We start from the raw sequence: 23,680 nt of genomic DNA on the forward strand, positions 1-23,680 counted from the left end.
CTACACTATAGCTACTTAGCATTTTTTGTAGCTCAGGAGCACAAGCTTTGAGAAAATTTTTAATATTAACCCTTAGCTTGGCTTGTGCTTATTTTTTTACTGGATATTTTAGTAACTCACTTCTTGCTGTAGATGGCTATGCGGTCGCCTCTTGGCCGCCCTCAGGAATTGCTTTAGCGAGCTTTTTAATTTGGGGACGTAAGTCATTTGTTGGCCTTATTATTGGTGCTTTTTGTACTAACTTAATTCACCTTGATAACGCAGTTGATATTCTTCACTTTAATGTTTTTTTACAAGCCATTTGCGTTACTTTAGCCTCGGTTTTACAGGCTTGGGTTGGCCGTCAAATTATAGTAAATGTTATAAAAGCGCCATTGGATCTATCCTCTTTAAAACACAGTGTGCAGAGCCTAATAGTAGCAGGGCCAATATGCTGTGTTATTGCAGCAGGTGTGGGAACTAGCTTATTAGCATTAAATAATGTGATTCCGACCAATGCTATTTTTGATAATTTTATCGCATGGTGGATTGGTGACAGTATTGGTGTACTTATATTTACACCACTAGTACTCGCTGCTTTTAATTACACACAAGTACGCCATCGTATGCTGGTGATTTTACCTTCACTATTAATTTATATACTGATCAGCGTTAGTTTTTATGGTGCTGCCAGTGTTAAAAAAGAAAAAGATATTCAAAAGCAAGAAGCCAAAGTACTTGCTGTGCAAAACGCTATAAGCCAAAAGCTCGACGGTATTACTGCTCACTTAGGATTACTAGCGGCATATTTTGCTAGTAGTGATGACGTGAATTTTAAAGACTTCAAACAATTTACTTCAAAGCAGCTGGGCTACAGCCAAGAAATTCTAGCGTTTGAATGGATACCTTATATACCAGCAAATAAACTCGCAGATTTTGAAGCTTATGAAAATAGAGCTACAGGTAAACCTTTATACATAAAAGAAAAGTCACTAGATGGAGCTTGGCAACCTGTAGATACCCGTAGTAATTACTTTCCAGTAAAATATGTGTATCCCTTAAAAGGTAATGAAGATGTTTTAGGATTTGATTTAGCTTCTAGCAAAGTAAGAGGTGCAGCACTTAGCAAAGCGAAAGAGCTTAATGAACTTGCACTAAGTGAGCCAATTAATTTAGTCCAAAATACAGCCGAACAGGGTGTACTCTTTTTATATCCAGTTTTTGGCGAGTTGTCTACCGAAGATGATTTTCAAGGCTTTGTGGCAGCGGTTGTCAGCCCTAAACGCTTATCGCAAACACTATTATTTGATCACAACAACTCAATCTCAGCCAGTTTTTTTGATACAACGATACCAGGGAAAAAACAGCCAATTTATATTGCGGATACCTATAACTCGCAAGCGTTGTTTAAAGAGTATCAATTGTTGATTGGCAAACGCATGTGGCAGGTCGAGCTATATGAACCAATAGTTAGAACGTCTTGGCTAGTTTATTGGCTTGCACAAATAGTGGGTATGCTGTTTGTGTGGTTACTGATTACATTTTTGATTTCGGTTACTGGTACAAATATACAAATTCGCGAACAAGTGGCTAAGCAAACACGTACTTTACGTAAAGAAAAACAAAAAGCAGATGAAGCGAGTCATATCAAGGGGCAGTTTTTAGCGAATATGAGCCACGAAGTGCGTACCCCTATTAACGGCATAAAGGGGCTGCATTATTTAGCGCTACAGCAAAACGATTGGCAACAAGCCAGAAGCTACATAGAGCAAGCAGATGGTGCATTAGGTGTTTTACTGCGGGTATTAAACGACGTGCTCGACTTTTCAAAAATGGAAGCCGGTAAGTTAGATTTAATGCAAGAGCCTATTGATGTAGCGAGTTTAGCTGATGAGATGCTTAACTTACTTCAGTTTGAGGCAGATATTAAATCAATAAAATTAAGCCTCGATTTTGATAAAACATCGAATTTGGTGATCAATGCCGACCCCATTCGTTTAAAGCAAGTGCTGTTAAACTTGCTCAATAATGCGGTTAAATTTACAGGAGAAGGTGAGATAACCCTGAAAATTTGGCAGTCGAAAAAAATGACCTATTTTAGTATTAACGATACGGGTATTGGTATTAGTAGCGAAGCACAAAAGCAGTTATTTAAACCATTTGCCCAAGCTGATAGCTCAACCTCTCGTCAATATGGTGGCACGGGCTTAGGGTTAAGTATTTGCAGAAAACTAGTTGAACTAATGGGCGGTGCAATTGATTTAGTCAGTTATGAAGGTAAGGGCTCTACATTTACATTTAGTTTGCCAATTATTTCGCCTTTACCAAAAGCAGAACAAATTCAGCAGCAATACAACGAAATAGATGTAAGTACCTTATCATTTACAGACTATAAATTACTTTTAGTAGAAGACAACCCGCTTAATCAGCATGTCGCCAGTGCCATTTTAAAAACCAAAGGATGTATTGCCGACATCGCCAATGATGGTTTTGAAGCCATAGAAAAGCTAACCGAAAATAGCTACGATATTGTGATTATGGATATTCAGATGCCAAAAATGGATGGTCTTCAAGCAACAAAAGTAATTAGAAATGACTTAGGGTTAATTGATTTACCAATAATTGGCTTGTCGGCGAATGCCCATGACGATGATGTTAAAAAGGCATTGGCCTGTGGAATGAATAGTTATATCACTAAACCTATTGATGCAAATACGCTTTTTAAAACGCTTTGGCATTATTTATCAAATAAATAAGTTACGTTATTTTTTGCACAAAAAGCAGACATATGACCGCTCAAACTTACCGCAAACCATATAGACTTGAAAAATAACTATATCTGCGTATCATGCGCGCAAATTTAACTAAACTGGGTTGCTATTATGATCAATAGAAAATTACCTTTGCTAGATATTCACCGTCATTTAGATGGTAATGTACGTGCGCAAACCATATTAGAACTTGGTCGTCAGTTTAATATAGAGTTGCCTGCAGATAACGTTGAGGCACTCATTCCTCATGTTCAAGTTATTGACCCTGAGCCAAACCTTATGGCTTTTTTACAAAAGTTAGATTGGGGTGTCACTGTACTTGGCGACTACGATGCGTGTAGACGCATCGCGATTGAAAACATTGAAGATGCACAAGCGCAAGGCCTTGATTACGTAGAGCTTCGCTTTAGCCCTTACTACATGGCGCAAAGCCAAGGCTTACACCCAGAAGGGGTTGTAGAAGCAGTTGTTGATGGTATTAAATCGGCAACAAAGGGTGCAAACATAAAAGCCAATTTGATTGGTATTTTATCGCGTACTTATGGCGTAAAAACGTGCCAAAAAGAGCTAGATGCGTTACTTGCGTTTAAAAATGATTTAGTGGCTGTTGATTTAGCCGGTGACGAAATTGGATTTCCGGGTGAGTTATTTGTAGAGCACTTTAAGCAAGTCCGAAATGCCTATTTAGCATCGACTATTCACGCTGGTGAGGCACTTGGTGCCCCAAGTATTTGGCAAGCAATTAATGAGTTAGGTGCAAGTCGAATAGGGCATGGCGTTAAAGCAATTGAAGATCCAAAATTAATGGATTACTTACGCGATAACCGTATTGGTATTGAGTCGTGCTTAACAAGTAATATTCAAACTAGCACAGTGAACGACTTAGCTAAACACCCACTTAAACAGTTTTTAGATCACGGTATTTTAGCGTGTATTAATACTGATGACCCAGCGGTTGAAGGTATTGAAATTGAGCATGAATATACTGTTGCAGCACCTAAAGCTGGTTTAACACAGGCTGATATGGAAAAAGCGCAGACAAACGCGTTAGAAATAGCATTTTTAAGCGATGGCGATAAGAAAGAGCTTTCAGCACTCGTTAGCGCACGTTAATTTAAGAACATTAAAAATGCCGCTTTATATAAGCGGCATTTTTGTATCTACAGATTGGTATTAGCGTTTTTGGCAACTTATGTAATTATCGTAAAGTGCTTTAAGTACATCTGCTCGGCTGATTATGCCGATTACTTTAACGCCGTCTACCACAGGGTAATTTTTTGGTTTACCAGGCTGCATTTGCTCTGCTAGTTCAATAATGTTGGTATCGCCGCTAACGGTCACTACCTCTGTTTGCATAAGCTGTGAAACTTTAACCATCCCATCACAAAAATAACTGCTTTGCGTAAGTGGTTTTAATAGTTCTTGCTCTGATATAAATCCGACTAGGCATTTATCTTTATCAAATACAGGTGCGCCAAGTAGTTTAAATTTTTGTAGTTCTGCTATGGCTGTCGTCATTTCTGTATCGGGTGTTATATTTGGCAACTTGCGTTGCATAAAATCTTTTACTTTTGTATTTAGCATTTGGGTCTCTCCCGCTGATGTTCTATACAAAGTATGGTTTATAGATAGGGATTTAGGAAATTGTTTATATTGATGAAGTTGATAGGTTATACCAATCTGCTTATATACGGGGTCTATTTAACGTTAAGAAAATTACGCTAGAACTAGGCATAAATTTTTGTATCTAGTTGTTCTCGGCAATTGCTCCCTGCATTGCTCTACCTCCTGCATCCATGCAGTCGTAAATAAAAAATTTTTAACGACGTTATAGTGAAATTTAATTCGTTAAATTGATCAAAGATTTATGCAGATTGGTATTATAACTATTAAGTATTTATTGTTATATAAAATAAAAGCACCGATTAGGTGCCTTTATTCATAACTGAAAGTTAATTTCAATTATTTGATAAATGCGAATGCATCTGCGTACATGTTTTCACGAATTGCGCCATGAGTAATAAAGTCATCACGGACGATACCTATCATGTCAAAACGACCGGCCATGTAAATATCGTACGGTTCAAGCGATACAATATCTTGCATTACTGCTTTGTGTACATAACCAGTATGACCTTGCCAATTAGCAGAAGGATTTTCTACCACAGGAATAAACTCAAAGTTTTTGTGGCTATCGGCCCATGTTTGCATTTCGGTGTGTGCGTATAAAGCAGACTCTTCTTTTACGCCCCAGTAAAACAATACAGGGCGGTCGCATTTAATCTCAGCTAAGTGATCAGCCATTGATTTTGCGTATGAAAAACCAGTACCGCCGGCAAGTAAAATAATTGGTCGCTCACATTGTAGGCGCAACTGTGAAATACCCAGTCCGGCTTCAATGTCTACTAACTGCCCATCATTATGTGCACTTCGTAAATGTTCCAGCGATTGCATTGCATACGAATCGGCACCTGACGCGCCAATATGCAGTTCTATTTCATCGCACTGTGAAGGGCGGCTAGCTATAGAAAAAGCACGTTTGTCTTTTTCGCCTAACACCAGTTGCATGTATTGGCCAGCTTCAAAGGTCACAGGTTGTTGTGGCTTTAAAATTACTTTATGAACAAATTCTGTAAGTGGGCTGATAGCTACAACTTCAGCTTTTAATGTTTGCATTTTTTACCTTTTAGCAGCGCTTTTAACAGCAGATACGCAATCGAATGAGTCGATTCTAGCATATCTGCAGGGTTATTTTATAGCCTGTTATGTACTTACATATAAACACTTAAAGAATATTAAGGCTTTCCCAAATATCATCTACGCGGTCTTTGGTGTCTTTATCCATAACAATAGGCTCGCCCCATTCACGGGTGGTTTCGCCAGGCCATTTATTGGTAGCATCCATTCCCATTTTTGAACCAAGGCCAGAAACTGGCGATGCAAAATCGAGATAATCAATAGGTGTGTTCTCTATTAATGTTGTATCGCGAGCGGGGTCCATTCGGGTTGTTATAGCCCAAATAACATCTTCCCAATCACGGGCATTAATATCGTCATCGCACACAATTACAAACTTAGTATACATAAACTGACGTAAGAACGACCAAACGCCCATCATCACGCGCTTAGCGTGGCCAGGATATTGTTTTTTCATTGTTACAATCGCCATACGGTACGAGCACCCTTCAGGCGGAAGGTAAAAGTCGACTATTTCAGGAAACTGCTTTTGTAATATCGGCACAAACACTTCATTAAGTGCTACACCTAAAATAGCAGGCTCATCAGGCGGTCGACCAGTAAATGTACTGTGATAAATAGGGTCTTTACGATGCGTTAAGTGAGTCACGGTCATAACTGGAAAGTCATCTACCTCATTATAATAACCAGTGTGATCGCCATAAGGGCCTTCTGGCGCCATTTCACCCGGCATAATGTAACCTTCCAGCACTATTTCTGCACTGGCAGGGACTTGTAGATCATTGGAAATAGATTTAACAACTTCGGTTCTGCTGCCACGTAATAAACCTGCAAATGCGTATTCGCTTAATGTGTCGGGTACTGGTGTTACAGCGCCCAGTATTGTTGCAGGGTCAGCGCCTAATGCAACAGAAACCGGATAAGGTTGCCCTGGGTTTTCTTTGCACCATTCTTGAAAATCAAGCGCGCCACCACGGTGTGATAACCAACGCATAATTATTTTATTTTTGCCTAATAGCTGTTGGCGATAAATACCTAAATTTTGGCGCTTTTTATAAGGCCCTTTAGTTACGGTAAGGCCCCAAGTAATTAATGGTGCAGCGTCACCTGGCCAGCAATGCTGAATAGGTAATTTAGTTAAGTCTACATCATCACCTTCTAAAACCACTTGCTGACAAGGCGCTTTTTTAACTTCTTTTGCTGGCATATTAAGCACTTGCTTAAAAATCGGTATAGCGCCTAGGGCTTCTTTAATGCCCTTTGGTGGATCAGGTTCTTTTAAAAAAGCGAGTAGCTTACCTACTTCACGTAGCTCACTAACATCGGTTTGGCCCATGCCCATAGCTACGCGTTTTGGTGTACCAAATAAATTGGTAAGCACTGGCATATCGTAGCCTTTTGGATTTTCGAATAATAACGCAGGACCTTTAGCACGCAATGTGCGATCAGATATTTCGGTCATTTCCAGATACGGGTCGATTTCTTGGGTAATACGTTTAAGTTCGCCTTTTTTTTCAAGCAAATCGATAAAATCACGTAAATCTTTGTATTTCATTGGAGGCCGCTATTAAGCTAAAGAGTTGAAGTATTATACCCAGTTCATGCAAGGCAAGTCATTATTTGCACTCAAAACTTAGAGTACGCTCAATACAGTTACAATATATATGAGTTAATTAGTTTTTAACTTGGCTTGATTGGGTGGTTATACTTTTTAGTACGCTTTATTACTTTATTTAGTTCAGCATTGAATCGAATATATTATTTTTTACTCTGTAACGCATTGGTATTTTTTTCCTGCAATTATTAGCATTGCGTTGTTACCTTTCCCCCAAAATAAAACATCTTCATTTATATATTTATTACCGGATGCACTTCTTTCTCGATTAAGTAAATAAGTATGATTATTGAAAGTAAGCTCAGCATTGCTCTGATCAATAACATTGAGATTTACAGTGCTTTTGTCACATAAGTAGGTGGTACTTATTTGCGGGTCGTTACATGCCGTTAAGCTAAGTAAACCGGCCACTATAGACAAATATACTTTCATCATTCCTCCATTTACTTTTAAGCCACTGCTTTTAGATGACTTATCTATTTTGTTTATATGAGAATAACAAAGCAAAATTAACCGTTGGTGAAAATTACGCTTTACGTTATGTTTATAGCAATATTTTTTGAGCTGGGAAGCTTTATGGCTGGCACTAACCTTTTAACCTTATTAGACGATATAACTACCCTACTTGACGACATTGCGACGATGAGTAAGGTAGCAACAAAAAAAACGGCTGGTGTACTAGGTGACGATTTAGCACTTAACGCACAGCAAGTTACAGGTGTGGCAGCAGAGCGTGAATTACCTGTAGTTTGGGCTGTCGCAAAAGGCTCATTTGTAAATAAAGCGATATTGGTACCTGCCGCTTTATTAATAAGCGTATGGCTGCCTTGGCTAATAACACCTTTGTTAATGATGGGTGGCTTGTTTTTATGTTTTGAGGGAGCTGAAAAAGTATTTGCTAAGTTTTTACCTCATCACAATGAAGCGGTAGATGAGGATGAAGAATTAGATTTAGTTGAGTACGAAAAACAAAAAATAAAAGGCGCAATAAGAACTGATTTTATTCTTTCTGCCGAAATTATTGTTATTACTTTAGGCACAGTGGCGGGTGCTACATTGCTTAACCAGGCTTTAGTGCTCTGCGTTATTGCAATAATAATGACGATTGGCGTTTATGGCTTGGTGGCCGGTATTGTGAAGCTGGATGATGCAGGACTTTATTTACTCAACCAATCTAAAGTGTCAGCTAATAAATTTAAAGAATTACTGGGTAAAGGCTTACTTGCTGCTGCACCTAGATTAATGCAGTTTTTAGCATTTGCGGGCACTATTGCGATGTTTTTAGTAGGCGGCGGGATTTTAGTGCATGGTGTTGAGTTACTGCATCATACGCAAGTAAATGTAACAAGCTATGCTCAGTCTGTTGCTGGCGGCACTGGTGAAGTATTAGCACCCCTGGTATTTGATGGTTTACTTGGTGTTATTGCCGGTTTAGTCGTTGTACTTATTCACGTAGGTTATACAAAGTTATTTAAAAAATAATTAATAGCTGGCGTATTTATTACGCCAGCTTTATAAAAACCGACTTTTAGTCAATTGATAACTTTACCTAATCGACTTACCCGCATTCAGCTATTTCACAAAGAGACTCTAGTTCAATTTGTGCTTTAGTATTTTTTTGCTCTATAGCCTTTTTATACCAGTAGATTGCTTGTTGAGTATTTAGCTCAACGCCTTCACCATCTCGATACATCTGCGCTAAATTTAATTGCCCCCATTGAGAGCCCGCTTCAGCAGCTAATTTAAAGCTATCAAATGCTTCAACAAATAATCCATCTTTAAAATAAATAATGCCTTGTTGATTATTTTTATCGAGCTTTAAGCCTTTATATAGTGGCTTAGGTTTAGGAGGGAACATCACAAACCCGCCATAAAGGCTGTTGGCATAAGGGCGTAGTACGTCGTAAATAACTTCGTCTTTATATAAGCGCTTTATTTCATTGCGCGGGAGAGTAATTGTTTTAGTTGAAAAATAGTCATTTTGTACTAATTGGCTAGTACGCATTGCCAGCGTAATACTGTTATTTCGTTTATAGCTGTAGTTGCTTACTTGAAAGGTAGTAAATTGCGCGTCAAAACTTATTACTTGAGCAATTTTTAGGTTTGTAAGCGTCCAAGGTTCATGGGTAAATTTATCAGCCTGCACTAAGTAGGTATCGTATAGTTTTGGTGCGTTTAAGTAATTTCGTTTTTGAGCTTCGGTATCAAGATGCTGTTGATAAAAGAAGGTGACTAACCATAGTAATAAAAAGGTGCCAATAAAGTATTTAGGAAAGCTAAGTTTTTCGGCTAATGGCAACTGTTTAATTTTTACAGGTTCGTTTTTCCCGCATTGATAGCATTCGCGTCTGTAATTTAATTTTAAGGCGAGCATAGGCAAAATACTAAACCGTAAATGGCGGCTTTTATTTACTAAATGGTAGGCGTCGCTTTGGCAGTGAGGGCAGCGTGTTGTTTGTGCAAAATGTGGGAATGATTCACTCGTGTTGAAAAGTAACATAAAGCACGCTCCTTGTTTAATTACCTAAAGGTAAAACAAGAAGCGTATTAATCAAAGCTGCAAACTGTAAGTAAGTATGTCAGGTTATTTAGTTTGCGCCTTAGGCTTGATAGTGGTTTTTGCATCGGCAGCCATTAAAGCAAATACGGCGTATGCAGCGGTATTTTGACGAAGCTTAGCGGGTGTTACTTTATCAAGCGTATCGTCGGCTGTATGGTGGTAATCAAAATAATCAGTTCCATCTTGAGCAAGTTCAAAAATAGGTGCTGACGTTACATTTTTAAGTGGAATTAGATCCGGGCCACCATTCGCTTGGTTTTTACCAATGTATTCAACATTTAATGATGCAAGCTCTTTTGCTATAGCGCGTACTACCGGAAGTGAAGCTGCATCTACATTCGATTCAAATCCATAAACTACGTCGGCGCCAAAGTCAGACTCTGCAGCGGCTACAATATTGTGTAAATCATTTTTATGTTGTGCAAAGTACGCTTTTGCTCCCCAAAGTCCTAGCTCTTCGGCTGCAAAAAGTACCACACGAATACTGCGCTTAGGACGTTTTACATCGCTAATATGCTTAGCGGCTGCCATTGTTAGTGCAACGCCTGCGCCGTCATCTAATGCGCCAGTTCCTAAATCCCAAGAATCTAAATGCCCGCCAATTAATACGTATTGCTCAGGATTTTCGGTACCGTTAAATTGACCAATAACGTTGTAGCCAGTGTCTTCGCCAAGGCTTTCGGTTTGCACATTAATATTTACCGACACGTCTTTATTTAAAGCGACTAAGCGTGCGATTTGATCGGCATCTGGGTTAGCAATGGTTACATTAGGTATTTTTTTAACACCTTCTTTATAGTAACTACCACCAGTGTGCGCAAAACGATGATGACCGGTACTAACCGAGCGCATCATGTAGGCAACAGCGCCTTTTTTAGACGCTTCTATGGCGCCAGTTCCGCGTGCTTTTACAGCCGGTCCGTAACCATTGCCGTCTATATCGCGGTTCATACGGTAATTAATATATGCAATTTTACCTTTTAAGCTGTTTGCTGGTGCTGCAATTAACTCATCAAGTGTTTCGAACAAGACTACTGGTGCTGTGATCCCATCTTTTGGCGTGCTTATGCTGTTACCCAGCGCTGTTAAGTGCAGTGGTTGCTCGCTTGGAGTCAGTATTTTTCCGCTTTCGCTATAACGGCGCCATTCAGGAAACGTTGCCTCTTCAAGCCATACTTTATCAAAGCCCAGTTCATTAAATTTGGCTTGAGCCCATGCCACGGCTTTTTTATCGTTTTCGGTTCCAGGAAGTCGTGGGCCAACTTCAGTTGTTAATGACTCTAGTAATTTATAGCTTAAATCACTATTTAGAGCAGAGGTGCGTACTTCGTCTACTTGTTGTAATTGTTTTTGGGTAAATTCGGCACTGTTAGCGTTTGCAGCCATACTGCTAGTAAGCAGCAGTGCGGTAATTAATTTTTTCATTTTGGTGGGCCTTTTTAATAATTAACCCTATTAAAGCACGTAATAAACGTGATCGAAAATAGATGAGATGAATAGGTTTTATAATAAAAAACTCAGACACAAAAAAGCCCGCGTACGTATACACGGGCTTTTTATAGCTATTTAACTTAAATCCTACTTGGTATGGATTTATTATCTAAAATTACTTAAAAGCTAAATTGCGCAGCTAAACGAAGATTTGTGCCCTCGCCAACAGTTACGTTACCGTTACCGCCGCCACCTAAGTAATCAGTATCAAATAAGTTTTCAACGTTAAGGCGTAGGTTAATATCGGTATTACTTAAGTTAAACTTATAAGTGGCGCCTACATCAACACGAGTGTACGCATCTTTAGTAATTGTATTGTCGCTGTCGGCAAAGCGCTCGCCTTCATAAAAAGCACCAGCGTTAAAAGCAATCGCATCATTTAGCTCATAACGAGTCCACAGAGATGCTGACCATTTAGGGGCATCAACAGGACGTTTGCCTTGCAGATCCTCATTCGCTCTTTCATAGTTAGCATCTAAATACATTGCAGATGCCATTACAAATAAACGATCTGTTGCAGCGCCTTGTGCTGCAATTTCAAAGCCTTTGTGGCGTTGTTCACCAACCTGATTTGTCTCGGTTGTAACCGAGCCAATAGGAGTCTCAAGCTGTTCGCTAACAAGAGTACCTTCTTTACTAATATCAAAAATAGCACTCGTAAGCATTAGGCGGTCATCAAATAGCTGCCATTTAATGCCAATTTCTTTTTGCTCAGATGTAATAGCATCTATTTCCATACCGAAGTTGATATCTTTATCATTAGTGATGGTTTCATTTTGTGGCTCAAAACCTTCTGTATAACTGGCATAGATAGTGGCAGATGCATTTGGATGATAAAGTACGCCGAATTTAGGTAAGAAAGATTCGTTATTTTGGCCTTCTCGTGTTTGCTTATCAAAGCGAGCACCAACAGACACCTGCCATTGTTCAGAGAAAGTAATTAAGTCTTGAACGTAAATACCGTAGTAGTCATATTCAGTTTCGCTTATTGTATCATCTGTTTTATAGCTTACTGATGGACGAGATGGTTCTGCTTGTCCTGCAGAAAAATCAAAAGAGTCGGCAGAGGTACGACGTTGCCCGTAGTAATAATCAAGCGAGTTTGCGCCAATTAAAAACTGATGTTGTAAACTTCCCGTTTTAAATTCACCAATAAAATCAATAAATGCAGTTTTAAATTGCCAATCATCAAAGCGATCGTATGGGTTCGAGGTGTATGTATTAGTTTGTGTGATGTAAGAATTTCGACTAGGAGATGACTCAAAACGTTGACGTTCAAACGTTTGCTCGTTATAGCCAAGCTTTACTTGCCAGTTATCGGTTAAAAATACTTCTAGGTCTACACCTACGTTTTCTACAGTGATATCGGTAAATGCCCACGACATATCACGAATAGTTTTGTCATCTCCAATAACATTCGCATTATCATCAATCCATGCACCCGTATCTAGGCCTGCTTTGTCGTCAGTGCGGTCATAATGTACACGTACCAATGCGTTGTCGCTAATATCGTAATCTACAACTAAAGCACCTAAAAAGCGGTCACGCTCGCGGTTTTCACCGTTTTGGTATTCACGCCAGTACTCAACATCTTGTTTAACTAAAATACCACGAGCACGTAAATCTTCAGATTCTGTTAATGCACCTGCAGCATCAACCATAAAGCGCGTCGAGCCATGTTGGTCTACATCGGCACTGGCATTAAATAATGTCGTTGCAGTTGGTTTTTTGGTTACCATGTTAACCAAGCCACCTGGGCCTGACTGACCATATAAAATGCTTGATGGACCTTTAATTACTTCAACTTGCTGCAAAATTTCGATTGGTTGCTGATAGTGCGACCAATGCTGATGACCGTCGCGTAAATAACCTGTCGATGAGCTCAGCTCAAAGCCGCGTAAGTTAAATACTTCACGATTTCGTTGTTGTGAGCCTGCCGTTAAGCTGGCATCATTTGTTAGTACTTCGCCAAGGGTAGTGGCAAGTTGCTCACTAATAATAGTGTCGGTAATTACGGTTACAGATTGTGCGGTTTCAAGTAATGAAGCTGATGTTCTCATTGCGCCATTGGCGTTATCTACTTTGTAATCGTTAAAGTAGCTACCTTTTACTTCTATACGTTCAAGGTCGGTAGAGTTTGCATATGCGTTTGTTGTAATGCTTGCCAATAGTGCTATGTAAAGAGAATTCAGTTTCATTGATTGCTTCCAGCGCAGTTATGTAAAAAAACAATCGAGATCCTAATGCAAATCACTATCATTTTCAACATCTTTTATTAACATGTTTTATAATGTGTTTGTTAATGGTTGCCAATTGCGAATTCTGCTATTATTAGCAGCATATTTAGTGGGGCTTTCTCCCATGTTATTTTTATTGCTATGGAACTTACTGTGACTTCAACTGCTTTTTCATCTTTGGCTTTACCAGCTGGACTCGTTGATAATTTATCAACACTTGGCTATGCCCACATGACACCTGTACAAGCGCAAAGTTTACCGCCTGTACTTGCTGGTAAAGACATCATTGCTCAGGCAAAAACCGGTTCAGGTAAAACTGCTGCGTTTAGTTTGGGCGTACTCGCTAAATTAAACGTAAAACGCTTTCGTATTCAGTCGTTAGTGTTATGCCCAACCCGAGAGCTTGCTGAGCAGGTTGCGGTTGAAATGCGCAAATTAGCGCGCGGTATCCACAATATAAAAATATTAACGCTATGCGGTGGTGTATCAATTGGTCCTCAAATTGGCTCACTTGAACATGGCGCACATATTATTGTTGGCACACCAGGGCGTGTTGATGACCATATTCGTAAAGGTACTTTACGTTTAGACGATGTTGAAACATTGGTTCTTGATGAAGCCGATCAAATGCTTGATATGGGTTTTCAAGACACACTTGATGCAATTATTGAACGTATTCCACAAAATCGTCAAACACTGTTATTTAGTGCAACATTCCCAAGAGCGATAGAAGCAATTGCTAAGCGTGTACTTAAAAATCCAGAAATGGTTAAAGTAGAAGAAGAGCAAGCCAAAAGCACAATTAAGCAGTACTTCTACAAAATGGATAATAATAAGCAGCGCTACCCAACGCTTAAATTATTGCTACTTAAGTTTACGCCACAAAGCTGTGTTGTATTTTGTAATACCAAAGTAGAAACACAACAAGTGTGTGATGATCTAGCTAACGAAGGCTTTAGCGCCGTTTCGCTGCATGGTGATTTAGAACAACGTGATCGTGAGCGTACGCTAATCCATTTTTCAAATAAAAGTGCTTCAATACTTGTTGCAACCGATGTTGCAGCACGTGGTTTAGATATTGATGACATGGATATGGTTATTAACTACCATTTAGCACATGACACGCAAACACATGTTCACCGTGTTGGTCGTACTGGTCGCGCTGGTAAAAAGGGCATTGCGTGCTCTATTTATGGTGATGCAGAACAATTTAAAGTGTCACAAATTGGCGATCATTATGAGCGCGACATTACACCTGAGCAAATGCCACCGTTTAATTTATTAGATAAACCGCCGTACCGACCTGAAATGGTTACTTTGATGATTGATTCAGGTAAAAAGCAAAAAGTACGCGCAGGTGATATTTTAGGTGCTTTAACGGGTAAAGATGGGGTTGCAGGCCGTCAGGTAGGTAAAATTAACGTACTTGATAACGTAGCGTTTGTTGCTGTTGAGCGTAACTCATTAAAACCTGCGCTTCGTAAATTAACCGAGGGTAATATTAAAGGGCGTAAGATACGCGCACGTCGTCTTACTCGTTAATTTAAACTTCTAAATTAACAAATTAGCGAGCAGCTACCTTTAGCTGCTCGTATTGTAATTTTATTTTTTTAAACTTCACTTCACACCCACTTGGTTTATCTGGGTGCATCTGTAATGCAAGTTGTCGCCAGCGCTTTTGAACGTTTTTAAGCGTGAAATTTTCAGGTAACTTCCATTCTAAAGCCAACGCTTTAAATTCATTTTCATTTAAAGCCTGTTGTGGTGATGTCGTTTTAAACTGGCGCCAAAAGCTATTTAAAAGCGTATCAATCTGCTCTTCACTGGTATCGTAATTTAGCCAATCTAAATAATAATCTCGCAAATTTTCACTTGTTGTTACTAAACTATTAGATCCTTTTTCTAAAAGCTCGATATGCAGAGTTGAAATGAGTAAACTCTGAGGATGTAATTGTTCCTGTAGCTGGTACAATGCATTCATAATTAAAAAGTTGCGTTTAAATAAATCACGTTCAGGGCTTTTATCGAGTGTTGTTATTGCGCTGCGGTTTGTTAGTTCTGCTGCTAAAGTATGAATTTGCCAAACCTGCTTTGTTAATATTAGCTCAAAAATCTCATCAATCAGTGGGTTAAGCATTGTTTAGGCCCTAGTAGTTGGTGTATCTTCAATAAAGATTACACTGATATAAGTAACGGTTTGAAGGATTAAAATTATGCTGGGCAAGTTTAAATGCCTCTTATTTACTATATGCTGTGTATTAATAGCTCCTGGCTATGCCCAAGATACTGATTCGCTATTTGCGCAATTCAAAAACGAAGTGCAGTGGGAGCCTAAATTACAATTAGCAAACACGCTACTCACTAATAAAAACATCTCTAAAAAAGAGCGTGTCGCTGTTTATTCTGCATTGGGTAATAGTGCGTTATCGGCTGATAATTTTAAAGAATCTTTACACTATTTTAAATTACTAGAACAACATACCTCAGATACTTTCTTTCCTGATGAGCACTTTCGTGCAATTAAAATGCAAGGTGTGGCACTTTTTTATCAAGGCTTATTTCAAAAGGCTATTACTGAATACACTCGCACTCTAGTATTAGCTGAAAAAAATGAACAATTACTCGAACAAGCAAATTTACTAAATAATATTGGCTTGGCTTATTTTAATATGAATAAGCTAGGCGATACCCTAGAGTTTTATTTAAAAGCAAAAGCTATTTACGAAGCACACGGTAGTGAGCAAGATCAAACCGATATATTGCTTAATATAGCAGGTGTTTATATACGTTTATCACGCTACGATAGTGCGTTTGGCCTTTATCAAGATGTGCTTAAGGTTTATAAGCGATTAGATGATAAAAGCGGTATTGCGCAGGTATATAACAACATGGGTGTTGCTCATATGGAGAGTAACCAATTTGATTTAGCACTACATTATTATCAGTTAGCGCTGCGTTATTATATTTCAGCCAATGATTATAATAAGTTATCTACACAATATACTAATTTGGCAAATACTAATTTAGTATTGAAAAAAGTTGATGAGGCATACGAGCAAGCTAAATTAGGTGAGCACTATGCGCTTAAAATAGATAACCATAATTTAGAGCTCAATGCGCTACACGCGCTAGCTAAAATTCAGTTTGTTAAGGGAGATTTAGAAGAGGCTCAAATAAATTTAGATAGAGCTATTTTACTTGCTCATGAATATGGCAGTGAGCGAATAATTAGGGAGAGCTTAGGCGCTAAAGCACTTCTTGAGGCTAGTAAAGGTGATTATTCAAGCGCTATGGCTCTGCAACAAAAGTATATTAGTGAGCAACGAAAACTTAGAAGTACGGCAATTATCAATGCATTAGCAGTTCTTCAAAACCAATTTAAAGCAACGCAATTAAACCAAGAAATAGAAAAACTTAAACAAGATCGCCGTGTGCAAAAGCTAAAAATGTCGCAGCGTTCCCAGCTTACTCTATTCTCTTTTTTACTGTTACTTTTAGTTGTTGTAACAGGTATTGCGCTTTATCGTCGTGGTGCAGAAAAACGTGCAAAGCAGCTGTTAACAGAGCAAGTTACGCAGCGCACAGCCGAGTTACAGGCGATTGCACAAGAGCTCAGAGAAGCCAACGATGTTAAAAGTCAGTTTTTAGCTAATATTAGCCACGAAATTCGCACCCCTCTCACAGCTATATTAGGGCAAACAGATGCTTTAATTAATGGGTTATATGAGCCAGAATCACTTAAAGATGAGTTAAGAGTAATTCAGCGCCATAGCGATCATTTAAAAAGCTTAATAAACGACGTACTCGATTTAAGTAAAATTGAAGCCAATAGATTAGAGTTAAATATTTCGTGCTTTGACATTGTAGAGCTTGTAAATGATGTGCACGCAATGTTTATCACCCAAGCAAAAGCAAAAAATCTACACCTTATTTTAGACAATCAAGTGGGTAATGAGTTTTACACTAAGCTCGACTTGATTCGCGTAAAGCAGATTCTGATAAATTTATGTGCAAATGCTATTAAGTTCACTCATTCTGGGCAGGTTATCATTGCTTTAAATAAGAGTGAGCAGGGGCTAGTTATTATTGTAAAAGATACCGGTATAGGTATGAGCTCTAAACAGTTAAAGCTTATTTTTGAATGTTTCAGTCAAGCAGATAACAGTATTAGCCGCCGTTTTGGTGGTACGGGCTTAGGCCTTAGCTTATCGCAACAATTGGCCTCTATGATGGGCGGTTATATAAGCGTACAAAGCGAATATAAAAAAGGCAGTCAATTCTCGTTCTTCTTACCCTGTGCAGAAGTAAATAAATCGCAAAGTATGATTGAAACTCAAAGTGCTCCTAAGGCAAATAAACAATTAACCGGTCGTGTTCTACTTGCAGAAGATCATCCTGACAATCGTAGGTTAATAAGCCGCTACTTACGTTCAATGGGGCTGGAGGTTATTGCTGTTGAGAATGGTGAGCAAGCGGTAGAGAAGTGCTTACAAGAGTATCCGGATTTAGTTTTACTCGATATTCAAATGCCCGTGATGGATGGGCGTTCTGCTTTTACACTATTAAAGAAATGTGGTTTTGAACGGCCTATTTTTGCTTTAACTGCAAATGCTATGAGCCATGAAGTAGATAGTTATTTAGAGCTTGGATTTACTGGTTACTTAGGTAAACCGATCGATAAAGAGTCATTTTATAAAGCACTTTCTAATCACCTCAATAGCGCAGAGAATCAGCCAATTACAAAGCAAAGTGAAGTTGATATGAGCGATCTCGTGATTAGCTTTAAGCAAAGCTTTGCTTTAGAGAGTGAAACAATTACTCAGCATTTTATAAGCGAGGATTTAGATGCGCTACAAAAAGATAGTCACCGCATCTTAGGAGCAGCGCAAATGTTTGGCTTAGATGAAATTGCGCAATCAGCAAAAAGTTTAGATAGAGCACTTATACGTAGAACCCAAAAGAGTAGTGGGGGTGACTTTAAAACGTTAGTTACTTCGCTGCAGAGCGTACTAAAAAAGTATAATGATACCAATTCCAATAAATAGCTGATCTATTTTACTTGCTAAAACAACCCATTTCTTTGTTGTAAATTTCGCAAAGGGAACAACCATTTACATCAATTTACGCCTAGAACTGAATTATTTTTTCGGCGTAAAATTTAGATCACATACTTAATGGAATTGGTATGAAAGCTAAACTGTATTTAATCCAGACACAAAAAAAGCGCCTAAGGCGCTTTTTTATTGAATTAAAACGCGTTTATTGGCGTCTCATCGAATCAAAAAATTCGTTATTGGTTTTGCTCATCGATAGTTTATCGATTAAGAATTCCATAGCATCAATTTCTGACATGTCATGAACAATTTTACGTAAAATCCAAAGCTTTTGAAGCTCATCTGGTTTTGTTAGTAATTCTTCACGACGAGTACCTGAGCGGTTAAAGTCGATAGCTGGGAATACACGTCTTTCCGCAATTTTACGGTTAAGGTGTAATTCCATATTACCAGTACCTTTAAACTCTTCGTAGATAACTTCATCCATTTTAGAGCCAGTATCGATAAGCGCTGTAGCTATGATTGTTAAGCTACCACCTTCCTCAACGTTACGTGCAGCACCAAAGAAGCGCTTAGGTTTGTGTAATGCATTAGCGTCTACACCACCAGTAAGTACTTTACCTGATGAAGGAATAACAGTGTTATAAGCACGTGCTAAACGAGTGATTGAATCCAATAAGATAACAACATCTTTTTTGTGTTCAACTAAGCGTTTTGCTTTTTCGATAACCATTTCAGCAACTTGTACGTGGCGAGAAGCAGGTTCATCGAACGTTGATGCAATAACTTCACCTTTAACTAGGCGTTGCATCTCAGTTACTTCTTCCGGACGCTCATCAATAAGTAAAACCATTAATGTTACATCAGGATGATTGTGCGTAATTGATTGTGCAATATTTTGAAGTAGCATTGTTTTACCCGCTTTTGGCGGTGCTACTAACAAACCACGTTGGCCGCGGCCAATAGGAGATGCTAAGTCAAGTACACGGGCTGTAATATCTTCTTTACTGCCGTTACCACGTTCCATGCGAAAACGTTCGTTAGCGTGTAACGGCGTCAAGTTTTCGAAAAGAATTTTAGTACGAGAGTTTTCAGGTTTATCAAAGTTAACTTCATTTACTTTAAGTAAAGCAAAGTAACGTTCACCATCTTTCGGTGGACGAATAAGTCCTGAAATTGAATCGCCAGTACGCATGCTGAAACGGCGAATTTGGCTAGGTGAAACATAAATGTCATCTGGGCCAGCTAAGTAAGAGGCTTCTGATGATCTTAAGAAGCCGAAACCATCTTGTAAAATCTCTAATACACCGCCGCCGAAGATATTTTCTCCGCCTTTGGCATGGGATTTAAGAATGGCAAAAATGATATCTTGCTTTCTTAAGCGGGCTACGTTTTCGAGCCCCATGGACTCAGCTAAGTCTACAAGTTCTTTAATGGACTTGTCTTTTAATTCGCGTAAATGCATATTGGTGGGTTCTTTATTACAGTTGTCATACTCAAAATCGCTTTGATCGTTGAGTGAGGTTTGTTGAATATAACTAAGGATTAGTTGGCTTTATAAACTAGCAGTTCACTGGCAAAGCGTCCAGTCTTTATACAAAATAAATTTAAAAAAAGGGCAAAAAGCCCTTTTTATTGTTCTAGCTTACAGTTAGATGTTGTTTTCTAAAAACTCGATAAGTTGAGTTTTTGAAAGAGCACCTACTTTCGTTGCAGCTACTTGGCCATCTTTGAAAAGAAGTAAAGTAGGGATGCCACGAATACCAAATTTTGGCGGTGTGCCAGCATTTTGGTCAATGTTTAATTTAGCAACAGTCACACGGCTGTCGTATTCATCAGCAACTTCGTGAAGAATAGGGGCGATCATTTTACAAGGTCCACACCATTCAGCCCAGAAATCTACTAGTACTGGTTTGTCAGATTGTAATACGTCAGCTTCAAAGCTATCGTCAGTAATTTGGATTATTTTCTCGCTCATTGCGCTCTCCGATTTAGTTAGGCGAAATATTTAGTGCGTATTTAAACACTCTTGTTTCTTATTGCAAGTTTAAACGTTATGCTTAAACGCTATGACTAAGACACATTTAACCGATAAAAAGTTTTCAGACTTTGCTATCGCACCGGAAGTGGTTGCCGGTTTAACCGAGAATGGGTTTGAATATTGCACACCTATTCAAGCAAAATGCCTACCTTTTATTTGTGATGGACGCGATATCGCGGGCCAAGCTCAAACTGGTACAGGCAAAACGTTGGCGTTTTTAACTGCCACGTGCCATCGGTTATTACAATCTAGCAAAGCACCTAGTAAACATCCAAGAGCCCTGATCATGGCCCCTACTCGGGAGCTTGCGATTCAGATACACAAAGATGCTAAAATTTTAGCGCCGCACTGTAATCTTAACTTAGGTTTAGTATATGGTGGCGAAGATTACGAAAAACAACGTGCACAACTAGAAAAAGGCGTTGATATTTTAATTGGTACTACAGGTCGCTTAATTGATCTGTATAAGCAAGGCTGTTACACCCTTAATGAAATTGAGGTAGTCGTGCTTGACGAAGCTGATCGTATGTTCGATTTAGGTTTCATCAAAGATATTCGCTATATGTTCGACCGTATGCCAGATACATCAAAGCGTTTAAACTTATTATTTTCTGCCACATTATCATATCGCGTACAAGAGTTAGCGTTTGAACACATGACAAACCCAGAGCATGTTCAAATTGAACCTGACGTTAAAACGGGTAAACGTATTCAAGAAGAGCTATTTCATCCTTCGCAAGAAGATAAAATTAAGCTGTTGTTAACCTTAATTGAAGAAGAATGGCCAGAGAAAGCAATCGTGTTTGCAAATACCAAGCACAGTTGTGAAACAGTTTATGCTTGGCTTAAGTCAGACGGTCATCGTGTTGGTATGCTCACTGGTGATGTTAACCAGAAAAAACGCCAAACTATATTAGCGCAGTTCAGTAAAGGCGACTTAGACTTTTTGGTGGCAACCGATGTTGCAGCACGTGGTCTTCACATCCCTGAAGTAAGTCATGTATTTAACTTTGACCTACCTGACGATTGCGAAGATTATGTTCACCGTATTGGTCGTACTGGCCGTGCTGGTGCATCAGGCCACGCAATTAGTTTTGCATGTGAGCAATATGCTTATAACTTGCATGAAATTGAAGAATATATAGAGCACAGCATTCCTTTATCGCATTATGATAAAACAGCATTGCTAGATGATTTAACTCAGCCTATTATTCAAAGAAAGCGCAACTATTCAAATGGTCCACGTAATCGCAGTAATAACAGCGGACGTCGCCCAAATAATAGTTACCAAAAAGGACGGTCGTAAACGACCGTTTGTATAAGTAGTAGTAACTAGAGGTTTTTGAACGGTGGGGCAACTTAAACCGCAAAAAAATGTATACGCAGTTATTGATTTAGGCTCAAATAGCTTTCATATGCTTATAGCCAAATCAATTGCTGGCGGTCTACAAACAATTGGACGTGTTAAACGCAAAGTCCGATTAGCCGCAGGGCTCGATAAAGATAATGTATTGAGCACTGAAGCAATGCAGCGAGGCTGGGAATGCCTTGCCCTTTTTGCTGAGCGTCTACAAGATATCCCAGATAAAAACATCACCATAGTAGCAACCGCTACCTTACGATTGGCAACTAACGCCGAAGTATTCAAAAATCATGCAGAAAAGATTCTTGGTCATAACATTAATGTTATTAGCGGAGAATTAGAAGCGCGCACAATTTATAAAGGTGTTGCTCATACTTCATCTTGTACTGGTAAACAGCTTGTTATTGACATTGGTGGTGCAAGTACCGAAGTTGTAATTGGTAAAGCATTTGATGCATTACATTACAAAAGCCTCAATATGGGGTGTGTTACCTATCTTGAACGCTACTTTAAAGATTGCCAATTAAGTCAGCGTAACTTTAACGCAGCCATAAAGGCTGCGCGCCTAGTTATTGATGAAATTTCTCCAGAATATAAAGCAGCTGGATGGCAAATTGCATCAGGCGCTTCTGGTACAGTACAAGCAATTCAAGAAATTATGGTCGCGCAAAATCTTGACGACTTACTTACACTTGAAAAGCTCAACACTATAAAAGATCAAGCAATTGCATTTAGCACTATTGCAGCGCTAGACCTTCCTGGATTAAGTGAAGACCGTCGATTGGTATTTGTATCAGGACTCGCTATCTTAATCGCACTATTTGAATCTCTTGAAATAGCAAAAATGGGATTGGCGGGTGGAGCACTGCGTGAAGGTGTTTTGTATAGCATGGTTCCGGAGTTTCATAATAACGACATTCGTAAACGTACCGTTGATGGGTTTATGAGTCGTTATCACGTTGATCAAAAACAAGCGTGTCGAGTTTCAAGCTTGGCTATGCAGTTAGCGGTAAGTATTGATAAAGATTGGCCAATTGAAAGTTTAAATGGGTTACCACTATTAAAAGCGGTAGCGCAGCTTCATGAGGTTGGATTACTAATAGAGTATAAGCAGTACCATAAACACACCGCTTATATTTTGGAAAATACCGATATGCCTGGTTTTTCACAGTCAGAGCATAAATTAATAGTAGCGGTTGCAGATGCGCATCGTTCAGACTTTCCAAAAGGCTGTTTTAATTCACTCGGCGTAAATAGTCTATTAGCGCAATATATAGTGAGATTACTACGAATAGCAGTCATCTTATCAATGCGCAGACAAGACGATGTACTTCCTAAGTTTGAGTTAACTGCTAAAAATGAAGTGTTAGACCTTAAGTTTGAAAGTAACTGGTTAAAAGATCATCCGTTAATGGCCAGCGAGCTACAACAAGAGTCTAAACAGCAAGGTAAACTTGGGTGGAAGCTCATAGTAAACTAATTAAAAAGGCCCATCAGGGCCTTTTTAGTGTTTAAAGTAACCATTTAGATGTAAATATGTGCGAACAGCACTTTATTTCAAGTTTTCTTCAAAAAAGAGTTGATCTGTTTTCGGATCTCCCTATAATGCGACCCCACTGAGACGGGAAACGCCGAAGCATAGCGAGGCACGAACTACTCAGAGAGTTAAATAAAACTTCGGTTTTAAATCTTCTAAAAAGAAAGTTTAAAACTAAGTGTTGACTCGAAAAAATAAAAGGTGTATTATTCGCACCCCTTGAGACGCTAAAGCGACTCAAAACGTTCTTTAACAATATAAAGCAATCATCTGTGTGGGCACTCGTACAGATTGAGTTCTAACAGCCAACCTACTTACTCTTTATGGATAAGTAA

The 23,680-nt window shown here is 38.9% G+C and carries 17 protein-coding genes; 7 read left to right on the forward strand and 10 right to left on the reverse strand.

What is annotated here, in order from left to right; genetic code table 11:
- Nucleotides 1–47 precede the first annotated feature (47 nt).
- Together PX700_RS13175 and add are read left to right on the forward strand one after the other, a co-directional pair.
- Complete coding sequence (locus tag PX700_RS13175; RefSeq protein WP_479520942.1) at nt 48–2,735, forward strand: CHASE domain-containing protein; 2,688 nt, start codon at nt 48–50, stop codon at nt 2,733–2,735.
- 126 nt (nt 2,736–2,861) lie between these two features.
- On the forward strand, nt 2,862–3,863 hold the full coding sequence (gene add, locus PX700_RS13180) for an adenosine deaminase (RefSeq protein WP_479520943.1): 1,002 nt from the start codon (nt 2,862–2,864) through the stop codon (nt 3,861–3,863).
- A 60-nt stretch (nt 3,864–3,923) separates the two neighbouring features.
- Here the strand turns inward: add and PX700_RS13185 are convergent, their stop codons facing one another.
- The 4 genes from PX700_RS13185 to PX700_RS13200 form a co-directional block, all read right to left on the reverse strand.
- Entirely contained in the window at nt 3,924–4,334 is a 411-nt protein-coding gene (locus tag PX700_RS13185; protein WP_479520944.1) for a CBS domain-containing protein, read from the reverse strand.
- A 378-nt stretch (nt 4,335–4,712) separates the two neighbouring features.
- Nucleotides 4,713–5,426: an NAD(P)H-flavin reductase gene (gene fre, locus PX700_RS13190; RefSeq protein ID WP_479520945.1), complete on the reverse strand. Its 714-nt coding sequence runs from the start codon at nt 5,424–5,426 to the stop codon at nt 4,713–4,715.
- 109 nt (nt 5,427–5,535) lie between these two features.
- The gene (ubiD, locus tag PX700_RS13195; RefSeq protein ID WP_007580574.1) at nt 5,536–7,002 is read right to left on the reverse strand and encodes a 4-hydroxy-3-polyprenylbenzoate decarboxylase; all 1,467 of its coding nucleotides are present in this window, start codon (nt 7,000–7,002) and stop codon (nt 5,536–5,538) included.
- A gap of 210 nt (nt 7,003–7,212) precedes the next feature.
- Nucleotides 7,213–7,494: an MliC family protein gene (locus PX700_RS13200; protein WP_479520946.1), complete on the reverse strand. Its 282-nt coding sequence runs from the start codon at nt 7,492–7,494 to the stop codon at nt 7,213–7,215.
- A gap of 144 nt (nt 7,495–7,638) precedes the next feature.
- On the opposite strand from PX700_RS13200, the gene PX700_RS13205 reads away from it, so the two are divergent.
- Nucleotides 7,639–8,544 (forward strand): DUF808 domain-containing protein, encoded by a 906-nt coding sequence (locus tag PX700_RS13205; protein ID WP_479520947.1) that lies wholly within the window; start codon nt 7,639–7,641, stop codon nt 8,542–8,544.
- Nucleotides 8,545–8,620: 76 nt separating this feature from the next.
- Here the strand turns inward: PX700_RS13205 and PX700_RS13210 are convergent, their stop codons facing one another.
- The 3 genes from PX700_RS13210 to PX700_RS13220 all read right to left on the reverse strand — a co-directional run bounded on the left by PX700_RS13210 (nt 8,621) and on the right by PX700_RS13220 (nt 13,311).
- Complete coding sequence (locus PX700_RS13210; protein ID WP_415637992.1) at nt 8,621–9,562, reverse strand: tetratricopeptide repeat protein; 942 nt, start codon at nt 9,560–9,562, stop codon at nt 8,621–8,623.
- Between the two features lie 84 nt (nt 9,563–9,646).
- Nucleotides 9,647–11,047, reverse strand: a complete 1,401-nt coding sequence (locus PX700_RS13215) for a M20/M25/M40 family metallo-hydrolase (RefSeq protein ID WP_479520948.1) — start codon at nt 11,045–11,047, stop codon at nt 9,647–9,649.
- Between the two features lie 185 nt (nt 11,048–11,232).
- On the reverse strand, nt 11,233–13,311 hold the full coding sequence (locus PX700_RS13220) for a TonB-dependent siderophore receptor (protein ID WP_479520949.1): 2,079 nt from the start codon (nt 13,309–13,311) through the stop codon (nt 11,233–11,235).
- A 192-nt stretch (nt 13,312–13,503) separates the two neighbouring features.
- Here PX700_RS13220 and dbpA point away from each other — a divergent pair, with 192 nt between their 5' ends.
- Nucleotides 13,504–14,892: an ATP-dependent RNA helicase DbpA gene (dbpA, locus tag PX700_RS13225; protein ID WP_479520951.1), complete on the forward strand. Its 1,389-nt coding sequence runs from the start codon at nt 13,504–13,506 to the stop codon at nt 14,890–14,892.
- A gap of 22 nt (nt 14,893–14,914) precedes the next feature.
- On the opposite strand, the gene PX700_RS13230 is transcribed toward dbpA, so the two are convergent.
- Nucleotides 14,915–15,487 carry a DNA-J related domain-containing protein gene (locus tag PX700_RS13230; RefSeq protein WP_479520952.1) on the reverse strand — a complete coding sequence of 191 codons (573 nt, stop codon included), beginning with the start codon at nt 15,485–15,487 and terminating at the stop codon, nt 14,915–14,917.
- Between the two features lie 76 nt (nt 15,488–15,563).
- Between PX700_RS13230 and PX700_RS13235 the strand changes: the two genes are divergently transcribed.
- A complete protein-coding gene (locus PX700_RS13235; RefSeq protein ID WP_479520953.1) occupies nt 15,564–18,395 on the forward strand; it encodes an ATP-binding protein in 2,832 nt (943 codons plus the stop codon).
- Nucleotides 18,396–18,609: 214 nt separating this feature from the next.
- Here PX700_RS13235 and rho read toward each other — a convergent pair whose 3' ends face one another.
- Nucleotides 18,610–19,869, reverse strand: a complete 1,260-nt coding sequence (gene rho, locus PX700_RS13240) for a transcription termination factor Rho (protein WP_149594672.1) — start codon at nt 19,867–19,869, stop codon at nt 18,610–18,612.
- A gap of 186 nt (nt 19,870–20,055) precedes the next feature.
- Entirely contained in the window at nt 20,056–20,382 is a 327-nt protein-coding gene (gene trxA / locus PX700_RS13245) for a thioredoxin TrxA (protein ID WP_002960942.1), read from the reverse strand.
- A 91-nt stretch (nt 20,383–20,473) separates the two neighbouring features.
- Here trxA and rhlB point away from each other — a divergent pair, with 91 nt between their 5' ends.
- On the forward strand, nt 20,474–21,751 hold the full coding sequence (gene rhlB / locus PX700_RS13250) for an ATP-dependent RNA helicase RhlB (RefSeq protein ID WP_024598841.1): 1,278 nt from the start codon (nt 20,474–20,476) through the stop codon (nt 21,749–21,751).
- 43 nt (nt 21,752–21,794) lie between these two features.
- Entirely contained in the window at nt 21,795–23,288 is a 1,494-nt protein-coding gene (gppA, locus tag PX700_RS13255) for a guanosine-5'-triphosphate,3'-diphosphate diphosphatase (protein WP_479520954.1), read from the forward strand.
- The last annotated feature ends 392 nt before the right edge of the window (nt 23,289–23,680 follow it).

The sequence above is a fragment of the Pseudoalteromonas sp. TP27 genome (genome assembly GCF_056470645.1).